General features: G+C 52.3%; 13 protein-coding genes. 7 read left to right on the top strand and 6 right to left on the bottom strand.

Annotation, left to right across the window (positions count from 1 at the left end; all coding sequences use genetic code 11):
* The first annotated feature begins 28 nt into the window (after nucleotides 1-28).
* Both rimO and LWL52_RS14925 read left to right on the top strand, forming a co-directional pair.
* Nucleotides 29-1,342 (top strand): 30S ribosomal protein S12 methylthiotransferase RimO, encoded by a 1,314-nt coding sequence (gene rimO / locus LWL52_RS14930; RefSeq protein ID WP_242921289.1) that lies wholly within the window; start codon nucleotides 29-31, stop codon nucleotides 1,340-1,342.
* A gap of 170 nt (nucleotides 1,343-1,512) precedes the next feature.
* The gene (locus tag LWL52_RS14925) at nucleotides 1,513-1,911 is read left to right on the top strand and encodes a hypothetical protein (protein ID WP_242921287.1); all 399 of its coding nucleotides are present in this window, start codon (nucleotides 1,513-1,515) and stop codon (nucleotides 1,909-1,911) included.
* A 3-nt stretch (nucleotides 1,912-1,914) separates the two neighbouring features.
* Here LWL52_RS14925 and LWL52_RS14920 read toward each other — a convergent pair whose 3' ends face one another.
* Nucleotides 1,915-2,295, bottom strand: a complete 381-nt coding sequence (locus LWL52_RS14920; RefSeq protein ID WP_242921286.1) for a PH domain-containing protein — start codon at nucleotides 2,293-2,295, stop codon at nucleotides 1,915-1,917.
* Between the two features lie 323 nt (nucleotides 2,296-2,618).
* Between LWL52_RS14920 and bshC the strand changes: the two genes are divergently transcribed.
* The 3 genes from bshC to LWL52_RS14905 all read left to right on the top strand — a co-directional run bounded on the left by bshC (nucleotide 2,619) and on the right by LWL52_RS14905 (nucleotide 5,846).
* On the top strand, nucleotides 2,619-4,196 hold the full coding sequence (gene bshC, locus LWL52_RS14915; RefSeq protein ID WP_242921285.1) for a bacillithiol biosynthesis cysteine-adding enzyme BshC: 1,578 nt from the start codon (nucleotides 2,619-2,621) through the stop codon (nucleotides 4,194-4,196).
* On the top strand, nucleotides 4,196-4,771 hold the full coding sequence (locus LWL52_RS14910) for a 5-formyltetrahydrofolate cyclo-ligase (protein WP_242921284.1): 576 nt from the start codon (nucleotides 4,196-4,198) through the stop codon (nucleotides 4,769-4,771). The genes bshC and LWL52_RS14910 overlap by 1 nt, the downstream gene beginning before the upstream one ends.
* 205 nt (nucleotides 4,772-4,976) lie before the next feature.
* Entirely contained in the window at nucleotides 4,977-5,846 is an 870-nt protein-coding gene (locus LWL52_RS14905) for an alpha/beta hydrolase (protein ID WP_242921283.1), read from the top strand.
* Between the two features lie 98 nt (nucleotides 5,847-5,944).
* On the opposite strand, the gene LWL52_RS14900 is transcribed toward LWL52_RS14905, so the two are convergent.
* Entirely contained in the window at nucleotides 5,945-6,241 is a 297-nt protein-coding gene (locus LWL52_RS14900) for a hypothetical protein (protein WP_242921282.1), read from the bottom strand.
* 204 nt (nucleotides 6,242-6,445) lie between these two features.
* Nucleotides 6,446-7,135, bottom strand: coding sequence for a tRNA (5-methylaminomethyl-2-thiouridine)(34)-methyltransferase MnmC2 (mnmC2, locus tag LWL52_RS14895; RefSeq protein WP_242921281.1), 690 nt, complete (start codon nucleotides 7,133-7,135; stop codon nucleotides 6,446-6,448).
* 313 nt (nucleotides 7,136-7,448) lie between these two features.
* Between mnmC2 and LWL52_RS14890 the strand changes: the two genes are divergently transcribed.
* Together LWL52_RS14890 and rlmN are read left to right on the top strand one after the other, a co-directional pair.
* Nucleotides 7,449-7,880, top strand: coding sequence for an acyl-CoA thioesterase (locus LWL52_RS14890; RefSeq protein WP_242921279.1), 432 nt, complete (start codon nucleotides 7,449-7,451; stop codon nucleotides 7,878-7,880).
* 18 nt (nucleotides 7,881-7,898) lie between these two features.
* Nucleotides 7,899-8,972 carry a dual-specificity RNA methyltransferase RlmN gene (rlmN, locus tag LWL52_RS14885; RefSeq protein WP_242921278.1) on the top strand — a complete coding sequence of 358 codons (1,074 nt, stop codon included), beginning with the start codon at nucleotides 7,899-7,901 and terminating at the stop codon, nucleotides 8,970-8,972.
* Between the two features lie 80 nt (nucleotides 8,973-9,052).
* On the opposite strand, the gene LWL52_RS14880 is transcribed toward rlmN, so the two are convergent.
* The 3 genes from LWL52_RS14880 to LWL52_RS14870 form a co-directional block, all read right to left on the bottom strand.
* Complete coding sequence (locus LWL52_RS14880) at nucleotides 9,053-10,015, bottom strand: YihY/virulence factor BrkB family protein (protein ID WP_242921277.1); 963 nt, start codon at nucleotides 10,013-10,015, stop codon at nucleotides 9,053-9,055.
* Between the two features lie 294 nt (nucleotides 10,016-10,309).
* Nucleotides 10,310-11,755, bottom strand: a complete 1,446-nt coding sequence (locus LWL52_RS14875) for a DUF4403 family protein (protein ID WP_242921276.1) — start codon at nucleotides 11,753-11,755, stop codon at nucleotides 10,310-10,312.
* 96 nt (nucleotides 11,756-11,851) lie between these two features.
* Nucleotides 11,852-12,169: a thioredoxin family protein gene (locus LWL52_RS14870; RefSeq protein WP_242921275.1), complete on the bottom strand. Its 318-nt coding sequence runs from the start codon at nucleotides 12,167-12,169 to the stop codon at nucleotides 11,852-11,854.
* Nucleotides 12,170-12,283 lie beyond the last annotated feature (114 nt).

Here is a 12,283-nt window from a genome sequence, read left to right as displayed (position 1 = left end):
GCGTACTATCTAAATTACCCATACCTAAGTGAAAGTAAGAACTCTCAAAAAAGATAAAGTTAACGTCATTACGCTGGGTTGCTCCAAAAACCTGGTCGATTCGGAAGTGCTGATGGGGCAGTTGCGGGCCAACGAAATAGAAGTAGCCCACGAGTCTGACAAAGACGATTCTAATATCATTATTGTAAATACCTGCGGCTTTATCGACAATGCCAAGCAGGAATCCATCGATACCATTCTGCGCTACGCTGATGCCAAAGAGGCCGGCCAGATAGACAAGTTGTACGTGACCGGCTGCCTGTCGCAACGCTACAAAGACTCCCTGGAGGCCGAGATTCCGCAGGTAGACGCCTATTTCGGTACTCTGGAGCTGCCGCAGCTCATGAAAAAGCTGGAAGCCGACTACAAGCACGAGCTGATCGGCGAGCGCCTGATCACCACGCCCTCGCACTACGCATACTTTAAAATTGCCGAAGGCTGTAACCGCCCCTGCTCGTTCTGCGCCATCCCGCTGATGCGCGGCAAGCATGTGGACCGCTCGATTGATGATTTGGTGAAGGAAGCAAAGCGCCTGGCAAGTATGGGTACCAAAGAACTGGTACTGATTGCCCAGGATCTGACCTATTACGGCCTGCAGCAGTATGGCGAGCGCAAGCTGGCCGATCTTTTAAGAAACCTCTCGGATGTAAACGGCATTGAGTGGATCCGGATGCAGTATGCCTACCCCTCGCAGTTCCCCATGGAAGTGTTTGATGTGATGAACGAGCGCGACAACATCTGCAAGTATATGGACATGCCGCTGCAGCACATTTCAGATAACATGCTCAAGACCATGCGCCGCGGTATCAGCAAGCGCCGCACTATCGAGCTGGTCGATTCTATTCGTCAGCGTGTGCCGGACATTGCCCTGAGAACCACGTTAATTGCCGGCCACCCCGGAGAAACCGATAAGGATTTTCAGGAGCTGTACGACTGGGTGGAAGCCACCCGCTTCGACCGTTTGGGTATCTTCACCTACTCGCACGAGGAAAATACGCATTCCCATACGTTGGTAGATGATGTGCCCGAAGAAGTGAAGCAGGAGCGTGCCGATGCGATCATGGAACTGCAGCAGGGCATTTCGGTGGAGCTGAACGAGGCCAAAGTAGGCAAGACCTATAAAGTGCTCTTCGACCGCAAAGAAAGCGGCTATTTTGTAGGCCGTACGCAATACGACTCGCCCGAAGTAGACAACGAAGTGCTGGTGCCGGCCGACAATACCTATGTGCGCTTAGGCGACTTTGCCAACGTTAAAATCACGGACTCCTCCGACTTTGATCTGTATGGCGAAGTGGTAGTATAAGGATAAAGATAGCAATAACAGAAAAGAATTCCCTGGCAGCGCAGGCTGCCAGGGAATTCTTTTCTGTTTAAACCATTGCATAACTTTTCGATCTAAGGCACTAAGGCGCGTATTTTTCGTATCAAAGTTCTGATCTGTTTACACCCAAAGCGCCTGCCTGAGTCTCACCCATGAAGCATATTAAACTTCTTACAACCGATTTTCTTGCCTTGGAATATAATGCCGTTGATGATTACCTTATTGCCAACTGGCAGGGGGAATTAACAAACGAAGCCATCATGCAAGGTTATGAGAACATCCTGTTTTACATCAAAAAAGAGCATTGCCATAAGCTACTCGATAACCACTACAATGTGCAGGGCTTATGGGCTGAACTGGCTGAGTGGTGTGCCTACGACTGGAACCCGCGTGCCGTAGCAGCAGGCCTTCAGTACCATGCCGTTGTTTATGCTAACAGCCACTTTAGCAGGCTCTCGACAGATAAGGCCATGCGTCTGGTTAAGAGTGGCATTATAGAAGGTTTTGATACCGTACAGGATGCTGAAGGCTGGCTGACGTTTATGAGGTAACACCTACTTCAATACATACTTGCTCAGTACCCGGTATGCTTCGTTTATATTATCGCCCTTTTTAAAATCCTGCCGGATGGTGGGCTCTGATTCGCCGGTGAGCCAGATCTTGAGCTCGGCATCCAGGTCCGTAATGCCGGCGCTCTCTCTGGAGAACATCTTAATGCTGCCATAGGGAATGCTCTGGTAATCTGTTTTGGAAGCCGTCAGGCCTTGTTTGTTCACCAGGATAAGGCGTTTGTTGGTGAACACCAGCATGTCGCGGATCAGTTTATAGGCCCGCTCAATCTGCTCGTCGGCGATCAGGATCGGCTGAAATTCATTTGTGATCTTTTCGATAGACACTTCCGTAGCGTGTCCCATCATGCCACTTAATAATCCCATAGTTGTCGGTTTATAGTTTGATGTACAAAATATACTAGTATATACTTTATACTTCGCAATTAGGCTGCATCCGGCTTAGCAGGATTAACAAAGGAAGTAAAAAGACTGCGCCAGCGGCTAACTCCGTCTTGCCATTCTGTATGAAGAACCAGCGTGTCTGGCAGCATAAAGCTGCTTTAGGTCCTGTAAATCTCAAAATCCTGTAAATCCTGCTCCGGACAAAAAAATAAACCCGTTACTTTGTGGCGTGGCAGCAACATCGGAACCGACTGCAACACATTTCCGGCATAACTGTTAAAGAGGCTATACAAAAAGCCATGCAAATGGAAGTAACCACTATGAAGAGCACCAAAGTAGAGTACGCCGCCACCGGCGCTTTCTCTCAGACCATAAGCGACTACCTTTGTTGTAGCCCGCAGCTACAACCGTTTTATAATCATTTCCCGACCCTGCAGGCGTTCGAAGCCCAGCTGAAGGAGAAAACCTTTAGCGATGCGCAGCGGCAAACGCTGCACCAGGCACTGCAGCAACAGTACACGTCCCTGGCCGGGGTAAACCCTGCCGTGCAGCAAAACATCGACTTGTTGCTGCAGCCCAATACCTTTACCGTTACCACCGGCCACCAGCTCAACATCTTTACCGGCCCGCTATACTTTGTCTATAAGATCATCACGGCCATTAACACCTGCAGGCAGCTGCAACAGCAATACCCTGGTTACAACTTTGTGCCGGTATACTGGATGGCCACCGAAGACCACGACTTTGCCGAGATCAACCACTTCAGCTTGTTTGGCAAAACCTATACCTGGCACACCGACCAGAAAGGCGCCGTAGGCCGGTTTAAGTTAAACGATATGGAACCGCTGCTGGCCGAACTGCCCGAGGCGTACCCTGTTTTTGAGGAAGCCTACCGCAATAGCCAGAACCTGGCCGATGCCACGCGCGCCATTACGCATGCGCTATTCGGCGAATATGGGCTGGTAAGTATAGACGGCGACCACCCGGAACTGAAAAAAGCCCTCACGCCGGTAGTGGAGAAAGAACTGACCGAACAGCTATCGCATAAGCTGGTAGGCGAGGCAAGCGCGGCGCTGGAGGAGCGCGGGTACAAGCCCCAGGTATACTCCCGCGAGATTAACCTGTTTTACCTTGCTGACAGCCTGCGCGAGCGCATTGTGCTGGAAGACGGCAAGTATAAAGTACTGAACACCGACCTGATTTATACCTTAGAGGAGATACGGCAGGAGGCGCAGCAGCATCCGGAACGCTTTAGCCCCAATGTGATCCTTCGGCCGCTCTACGAAGAGCTTGTGCTTCCCAACCTGGCCTATATTGGTGGCGGAGCCGAGGTAGCCTACTGGTTCCAGCTGAAGCAGCTTTTTGCTGCCTGGCAGGTGGCTTTTCCGCTGCTGATGCTGCGCAACTCGGCGCTGTATATTACGCGCGGCAATGCCAGCCGCATGCACAAGCTGGGGCTGCAGCCGCAGGAGCTGTTCCAGGATTACCAGGAACTCAAAAAGCACTTGTCTCAGCAGCTGCATGAGGAGGAAATAAGCCTGGAAACGGAGCGCCAAAGTATAGCGGCCGCCTTTAAAGAAGTAGAGAAGCTGGCCCATAGCATAGACCCCACGCTGGTAAAAGCCGTGGCGGCCGAAGAGCAGAAAGCGCACAATGCCCTGCAGCTGCTGGAGAAAAAACTGTCCAAAGCCCGCGACAGCAAGCACGAGCAGACCTTTAAACAACTGGAGAACCTCAAGGACAAGCTCTTCCCGAACGGCAGCCTGCAGGAGCGCCAAGATAACCTGCTCACCTACCAGACAAATAACCCGGATTTTATACCTGCTTTAGTCGCCGCTTTCGATCCGCTGGAATTTAAGTTTACCATACTGGAGGAAGAATAATGCGGAAAGCGGAGTTACGCAGCCTGATGTTGCAGCAGCGGCGCGCGCTTCCGGTAGCGGAGGTGCAGGAGCGCAGCCGGCGCATTGCCGATCAGTTTTTTGCGTACTTTCCACTGCAACCCGGCCAGACGGTGCATGTGTTTCTGCCCATCCTCAAAAACAACGAGGTAAATACCTGGCCCATTATTGAGCGGCTGCGCCTGGAGCACCCCGAAGTGCGCGTAGCGGTGCCCGTAACGGATGTGGCCCAGAACATCCTTACCCACCACCACCTCACCGACGAAGCCGTGCTGGTAGAGAACAACTGGGGCATACCCGAGCCGCAGAATGCCCACATCATTCATGCCCATGAGGTGGATGTGGTGCTGCTACCGCTGCTGGCCTTTGACGAAAGCGGCCAGCGCGTAGGCTATGGCAAAGGCTTCTACGACCGATTCCTGGCCGACTGCCGCTCCGATGTGCAAAAGATCGGCCTCTCACTAGCCCCGCCTGTGGCAAGTATAGACGACCCCAATCCCTTTGATGTGCCGCTGGATGCCGTGGTGATGCCCGATGGCGTCTGGGAGCAGAGGTAAGTTGTAGTACCACAAGCTTCTCCATGTTCAAGCCCCTGCATACTTTCCTGGCGCAAGCGTCCGCTTGTGCCTGCTATACTTATATTTACCTTATACTATATTCTTTCTGCCTGATAAGCCAGCAGTGGCAGGCGCACGGGCCAGATTAATTTTATACTTCGCCGGACGTTCTTTATCTTCCCATACTTAAAACACCCGACGCTTTATGAAAAAACAACTCCTTCTGGCTTTTTTGGTTCTGGTGCCTGTGCTGCTGTTTGCGCAAACGGGCAAGGTCCTAGATAACCTGTCGCTGAAAAGCAAGATCCTGAAAGCAAACCGCAAGTATGCCATTTATCTGCCCCCGGATTATGAGACCTCCCAGCGCAGCTACCCGGTGTTATACCTGTTACACGGCGCCGGCGACGACCAGACCGGCTGGGTGCAGTTCGGGGAGGTGCTGCATATTGCCGACAAAGCCATTAAGAACGGCACGGCCACGCCCATGATCATTGTAATGCCGGATGCCAATACCGGCCAGCGGGGCTACTTTAATAGCGAAACCGGCGACTGGCGCTACGAGGATTTCTTTTTTGAAGAGTTTATGCCTTTCATCGAGAAGACCTACCGGATCAAAGCCGATAAAAGGAACCGCGCCATTGCCGGCCTTTCTATGGGTGGTGGCGGCTCGTTTATGTATGCACTGCGCCACCCCGACCTGTTCTCCTCGGCTTGTCCGCTGAGCGCCGCCACCGGGCCGCTTACCCCGGAAGAAGCAAAGCCTTTTATTGAGCGAATCGGCAACAAAACGGTAACCGCATCCGCCGCTCAACTGGAGGCCTATTACAAAAATAACAGCGTACTGCAGCTGCTCAACACCGTGCCGGCAGAACAGGTTAAATCTGTGAAGTGGTATATCGACTGCGGTGATGATGATTTCCTGTATGAAGGCAATTCGCTGGTGCACATTGCCATGCGCAAAAAGGAAATTCCGCATGAGTTCCGGGTGCGGGACGGCGGCCATACCTGGACCTATTGGCGGCAGTCGCTGCCCAAAGTGCTTTCGTTCGTGTCCGATACCTTCCATCAGCACTAAGCCGGGTATTAGCGAAACAAGTATAAACAGAAAAGCTCCTGCTGCAGGCACCAGGCCGATAGCAGGAGCTTTTTGCTGCCAGCGTGTGCCGGCGTAGTTTAACCTTTGTAGTGGATCTTGAATTTCTTCAGGTCGTTTACAGGACCAAACTCGGTTTTCTCGATGGTTTTGCCGCGGCGCTTCAGGTGCACTTCCACGGGCGCCATAGTTTTGGTCATATCCGAGTTAATGACCTTAACATAAAATTTGCGGGCTTCTTCCTGCGCACCTTTTTCAAACTTGTGCTTGGAGTGATTTCCGTTCACCGGCATGCCGGGAATAACATGGTAATTTGTACAAACCACTTCGTAGGTTGGCAGGAAGGGTTTTATAACTTTTTTAAGGATGTTTTTCATCTGTTCGGGCTAAAAGTTCGATGATTTTTATGCCCGGAAAGCTACTACTTTATTCCGAAAAAGAAAGAATGGTAAGGCAAAAAAGTACAATTTTAGTTTAGCCCGATAACGACGTTGCATGGCAACAGCCGGGCCGCTAAACCTCCGGTTGGGAACGGGCTTTACCACGGCACTAATCCGCACGCACCAGCACCGGCCGGCAGCCTACAGGTATAAGCCCGCAACAGGTTTTACACCGCGCGTCATTTCGCGTTTGCCGGGAGGGCCGGGCAGGGCCTCCACGGTAAAGCCGGCTGCTTTGAGGCTGCGCTTAAAGGAGCCTTTGGCACAATAAGTTACCAGCACGCCGCCCGGGCGTATGGCCTTGTAGAGCTTGGCAAACATGGCGTCAGCCCATAATTCCGGCTGTTTTTCGGGAGCAAAGGCATCAAAGTATACAATGTCGTAGTATGAGGCAGGCGCTATAAACTCCTCCAACGTTTCGTGTATCTTCTGCAGCGTGAAGTAAGGGATCAGGCTGGTCGGCTCGTTCCAGGGCGCGTGGTGCATCTGCAGAAAAGCCTCGTACAGCTCCGGGTTCAGGATGGCCTGGTTGTAGCCCAGCTCTGCTACCACATCATTTTGCAGCGGAAACTTTTCGATCGAGTCGTACTGGATAAAGGCTTTCTGCGCCAAAGCAAACGGGTAGGTAAGGATGGCGTTCAGGCCGGTGCCGAAGCCCACCTCCAGCACCTTAATATCCTTTTTAGTAGCAAGCACGTGCTCTAGCCCATGCTTGATAAAGACATGTTGCGACTCCTGTAACGCCCCATGCACCGAATGGTAATGCTCGTTTAATTCGGGCACATACAAGGTATTAGAGCCGTCTTTTGTCTGTCGTATTTCGAGGTGCATTGTTTTTCTGTTACTTTACAAATGTAAGCATACTTGCCGGCTGTCTGCAACAGGTTAATTGTTAAATTGCTGGTAGTTGGATGGTGATTGTTGGTTGACAATTGTTAGATTGTTAAATTGTTAAATGGTTGGAAGGTGAATTGGCGGTATGGTTCATTTGCAGGAAGCACGTGCTTCCATTCCGGCCTTTCCGGTGTCACACCGGCAAAAACAGCAAAACCACTTTACAACAATAAAACAATCTAATAATAAATAACTAACAATAAACAGCTTTCAACCAGCAATCAGCAACCAACAATCAACCCGCAGAACCATGCCCCGCATCCACATCACCCTGCCTGCCCACACGCATTTCGAAGCTACGATTCCCGTACGCATCACCGACCTCAACTATGGCGGGCACCTGGGCAACGATGCCTTGCTGTCTATCCTGCATGAAGCGCGCCTGCAGCTGTTGCACCACTACGGCTACAGCGAGCTGGACCTGGGTGGGGTCGGCATCATTATGGCCGATGTGGCTATCGCGTACAAAGGCGAAGGCTTTTACGGCGACATCCTGACAATAAAGATGGCGTTTGACGAAATAAGCAAGTATGGCTTCGATATCACCTACCACGTGGTAAACCAGCATGGCAAAGACGTAGCCCATGCCAAGACCGGTATTCTGTGCTTTAATTACGCTACGCGCAAGCTCATGGGGCTGCCCGACGAAGTAAAGGCAAAGATTGAAACTAAAGCCGGATGATTTTTGTAATTTTGTGGTATGAATCTGATCGCAGACATTCCTGTTTTAAATAAGAAAGATATCCGGAAGCTAACGCTGGACGACCTGAAAGCCTGGCTCGTGGAGCAGGGCGAGAAACCGTTCCGTGCCAAGCAGGTATACGAGTGGCTCTGGAAGCATGCGGCCCAGTCGTTTGCCGAGATGAACAACGTCAGCCTGACCTTGCGCGAAAAGCTGGAGCAGCACTTTTCCATTAACGCAGTGCAGGTGGCTACCGAGCAGCTGAGCAAAGACGGGACCATCAAATCGGCTTTTAAGCTTTACGACAGCAACATTGTGGAGGGCGTGCTGATACCGCACAACGAGCGCAAAACCGCCTGCGTGAGCAGCCAGGTAGGATGCTCGCTTACCTGTAAGTTCTGTGCAACCGGCTATATGGACCGCGTCCGCAACCTCGATGCCGCCGAGATCTACGACCAGGTGGTGCGCATCAACGAGCAAAGTATGAAGCAGTATGGCGAGCCGCTTTCCAACATCGTGTACATGGGCATGGGCGAGCCGATGCTCAACTATGCTAACGTGATGAAAAGCATCGAGCGTATTACGTCGCACGACGGCCTGGGCATGGCCGCCCGCCGCATTACGGTGAGCACCGCCGGCATTGCCAAGATGATCAAAAAGATGGCCGATGATGGCGTAAAAGCTAACCTGGCGCTGTCGCTGCACGCCGCCAACGACGAGAAGCGCAACCAGATCATGCCCATCAACGAAACCAACTCGCTTGAGGCGCTGATCGATGCCCTGAAACACTACCACCAGGTAACGGGCCGCAAGGTAACCTACGAGTACATTGTGTTTGATAACTTCAACGATACGCTGGAGGATGCCGAGGAGCTGCTGCGCTTTTCAAAGGTTATCCCGTGCAAGATCAACCTCATCGAGTATAACCCGATCGAGAACGCCGATTTCCAGAACACCAACGAAGATCGCTGGCAAAACTTTATCTATTACCTGGCCGACCGTGGCCTGCAGGTAAATGTGCGCCGCAGCCGGGGCAAAGATATCGATGCGGCCTGCGGGCAGCTGGCAGTAAAGCAGAAAGAAACTGCCTAACAAGCATATAACGGCCGTTTTGCTGAAGCGGAAACGTATAAATTAAAAAGCCTGCTCCGTGGGGGAGCAGGCTTTTTAATTTATGATTTGTTAAACCGTCCCTCGGGTTTGGGGCGGCCGCTGGCTACATCGTCGCGGTCTTCGTGCACTTCGCGCTCCTCCACAAACACGGCGTGGGGCTTGGGCCGTAACCGTTGCCCGAACCGGTTGGCATACTGCTGCGTGAACTCGGCGCCAAAAAGCACGATCATGGTCGAGTAATAAATCCAGACAAGTATAAGTATAACCGAACCTGCTGCGCCATAGGCAGAGCCGGGGTCGCTGGTGCCGATGTACCAGCTGATGAGAAACTTTCCAATGGTGAAGAGCAGCGCCGTAACCGCAGCCCCGATGAGCGTATCCTTCCAGCGGATGTAGGCGTCGGGCATGTATTTGAAGATGAGCGCAAACAAGAGCGTAATAAGGCCCACCGACACAACAAAATCCACCAGCCAGATCAACCACACGGCTGCGTCAGCAATAAAGCGGGTCAGGTAATCGCTCAGGATCGAAATGGCCGCGCTGATCACGAAGGACACGAGCAGCAGCAGGGCAATGCTCAGAATGATACCGAAAGAGAACACCCGCTCTTTTACCATGTACAAAATATTGTTGGTGGGTTTTACTTTCAGGTTCCAGAGGCTGTTGAGCGATTGCTGCAGCGTGGCAAAGAAAGTGGTGGCGGCAAACAGCAGCGTGCCCAGGCCAATCCAGAAACTAATGCCGCCGGAGTCGCTCATTTTGGCATTCTCAATGATGGTTTGGATGCCCTCGGCTGCCCCTTCGCCCACGGCCCCCGATATCTGTTCGGCCAGCCTGCCTGATACTGCCTCATCTCCCAGGAAAAAACCGGCTGCCCGGATCACAATGATCAGGAGCGGCGGGATGGAAAAAATGGCATTAAAGGCAAGCGCAGCAGCCAGGCTCAGGGCATTATCAGCCGTAAAGCCGCTGATGGATGTTTTAAATAATGGGAAAATCTCTTTTAGAGAAGGTCTGGGCATAGTTTGTTTTTTGTGCAGGTTATACGGTTCGTGCTGTTTTGATACGGCAGTTTTAAGCTGGGGTTAAAGCGGCCCGGCCCGGTTTATACTTTAAAAGGCGCAGCGCACACGTGTGGCCCAAGCCGGAAAGCCTAGCTGTGAGGGCAACAGGCGCATGAAAACAGCCCGCCTGCCAGGAGTTAAAACCAGCAGAAAAACCATTCCGAACCCGTCTAGAAAAAACTACTGCGGCCGCAAAATAAAAGGAGCACCCGGTACCGGATGCTCCTTTCGGGCGCTGTGTAGCAGCAAAACTTATAGTTTGTCTATGGTAGCGGTAAGGTTGCCGGTGGCATTTACCACCACCTTTATCCCTTCGGGCGTGAGGTAGATTGCATCGGGGGCTATATCCTGAATTTTACCCTGCAGCAGCAACGATTCGTTTATGCGGCCCTGTTTATCCAGCGCCACCTGCAGCAGCTGGCGGGCGTCGTTCAACTGGCTTTGCACCGGAAAATTCACCTGCTGCTGAATCATGTCTTTGAACTTGTTCTTGGCCAGCCAGCTGGCCGTGTTCAGCAGTTTGTCTTTGGTATCCAGGTCATAGTCCACGTCCCGCACCCTGATCGTCGCCGTGGCCGCATCATAATACGGGGTACCACGCAGGTATACTTTCCCCACGATCTTTTTGGTGAACAGGCCGGCTTTGGTCTTGCCGTTCACATCCAGCATCAGCACCAGTTGCTCACCGCCGGGCAGCAGTGAGGCGTTGTTTACTTTGAGCTGGCTTTTGCCACCATCAAAAGTATAGGTTTGCCCGGCCACCTGCTGCTGTAACAATTTGCTGGCATGCTCATAGGGTATACCAGCCGTTAAGCCGATCTGAATGGCATCGCTGAGGCGGTTGTCCACGATGAGCTTTGGCAGGTTTTTATTCAGCTGCACGGCAGGCTTGCCGTTGGTGGTTACCGCCATATACGAGGTAATGCCCAGGCGCGTGCGCAGCATACCGTCGGTGGCCTGCAGCGGGGCAATGCGTACTTCTTTGGGAACGATGGTGAGCCAGGCGTTCATGTTGTTGTCCAGCTTTACGGGCTCCTGCATCAGCAACCAGGCTTGCGACACATACTTGCGCATGTCCAGGTGGCGCTGCAGCTCCTTGTCCAGCTGTTTGGTAAGCGTGGCCATCTGTTGGCGCATGGCAGGCTCCACAAAACGGGCCAGGCCAATGGAGAGCGGGCCCAGCTGCAGGGTTGGCTTGGTTTCGCCCCATTCAAAGTCGCCGCTTGTTACGGTATTTAGCTTGTAATCCTCCGTCAGGCTGACCTTGCTGGTTGTTTTAATGACCATGTCGAAGCTGGTGTCTTCAGTTTTATCAATGGCGGGGCAGAGCTTGCAAGGATCCCACTTCCAGCGGCCTTTGGCATAAATGTGCAGCGGCACGCTAAAGTATATTTTGTCTTTCTCGGCACGCACGCGCAGCAGCCCCTGCTTGGTCACGGTTACGGCCACATTATCGCCTTCCAGCTTGTCGTCTTTGTATAAAACACCATTTACTTCCTGGTTCAGGCGCTGCTCAATGGCTGTGATGGAGATGGAGACAGGCACCGTAACAGCCGATAGCCGGGGCTGGTACACCGGCGCGACAGTAGCCGTTGCGGGCGCCGAGGCCGTTAGCATTTCGGTGCTCGAGCAGCCGGGCAGCGCCAGCGAGCCGGCAAATGCAACAGATAAAAGCAGGGACAGGGATAATTTTTTCACGATTCAGGCCTCCTTAAAAAGCGGCGCAAGTTACGACGTCTTTTTCAGTTCAGCTATAACAGGCAAGGGTCGTACCAAACTAATTGGGGCCCGAGCCTAAAGCAGCTTTTGCAGCATGTTCTGGAGGGCATCTTCGGTAGAGACGATACCGCAATCGAGCAGGGTGCCGTTTTTGTAGGTGGCAAAGAATGGGGTGCCCGTCATTTTAACTTCCTGGCTGGAAACCGGGTTTTCTTTGGCGTGCATGCGCACAAACGTAATATTTTGGTAAGCAGGCTTAGCGGCCATGTTGGTAAAGCCGGGAGCAAGCCTTTTACATACCGGGCAATGCTCGTCTATAAATTTCACAATAACTTTATCCCGTTCAAAGATCAGTCGCCGCAGTTCTTCGTCATTCGATTCAATTATATTCATCTCCCGCTCGCTCGTTTTTGTTGATTAAGTATGGGCTTTAAAAAGCTTCTGGTAGCAGTGTATACTTGGGTCAGGGCCTCCCGGGTTACTGCCCGGGGCTGCGGATACCATGAT

Source organism: Pontibacter liquoris, from assembly GCF_022758235.1.
GTDB classification, from domain to species: domain Bacteria; phylum Bacteroidota; class Bacteroidia; order Cytophagales; family Hymenobacteraceae; genus Pontibacter; species Pontibacter liquoris.
The sequence above is the reverse complement of the archived record's forward strand: the minus strand, read 5'-3'. Positions and strand labels throughout refer to the sequence as shown.

What these genes read in the sequence shown, in the direction of transcription:
- LWL52_RS14925 (WP_242921287.1), top strand. Translation starts at nt 1,513, where the DNA reads ATGAAGCATATTAAACTTCTTACAACCGATTTTCTTGCCTTGGAATAT.
- LWL52_RS14920 (WP_242921286.1), bottom strand. Translation starts at nt 2,295, where the DNA reads ATGGGATTATTAAGTGGCATGATGGGACACGCTACGGAAGTGTCTATC.
- bshC (WP_242921285.1), top strand. Translation starts at nt 2,619, where the DNA reads ATGGAAGTAACCACTATGAAGAGCACCAAAGTAGAGTACGCCGCCACC.
- LWL52_RS14910 (WP_242921284.1), top strand. Translation starts at nt 4,196, where the DNA reads ATGCGGAAAGCGGAGTTACGCAGCCTGATGTTGCAGCAGCGGCGCGCG.
- LWL52_RS14905 (WP_242921283.1), top strand. Translation starts at nt 4,977, where the DNA reads ATGAAAAAACAACTCCTTCTGGCTTTTTTGGTTCTGGTGCCTGTGCTG.
- LWL52_RS14900 (WP_242921282.1), bottom strand. Translation starts at nt 6,241, where the DNA reads ATGAAAAACATCCTTAAAAAAGTTATAAAACCCTTCCTGCCAACCTAC.
- mnmC2 (WP_242921281.1), bottom strand. Translation starts at nt 7,135, where the DNA reads ATGCACCTCGAAATACGACAGACAAAAGACGGCTCTAATACCTTGTAT.
- LWL52_RS14890 (WP_242921279.1), top strand. Translation starts at nt 7,449, where the DNA reads ATGCCCCGCATCCACATCACCCTGCCTGCCCACACGCATTTCGAAGCT.
- rlmN (WP_242921278.1), top strand. Translation starts at nt 7,899, where the DNA reads ATGAATCTGATCGCAGACATTCCTGTTTTAAATAAGAAAGATATCCGG.
- LWL52_RS14880 (WP_242921277.1), bottom strand. Translation starts at nt 10,015, where the DNA reads ATGCCCAGACCTTCTCTAAAAGAGATTTTCCCATTATTTAAAACATCC.
- LWL52_RS14870 (WP_242921275.1), bottom strand. Translation starts at nt 12,169, where the DNA reads ATGAATATAATTGAATCGAATGACGAAGAACTGCGGCGACTGATCTTT.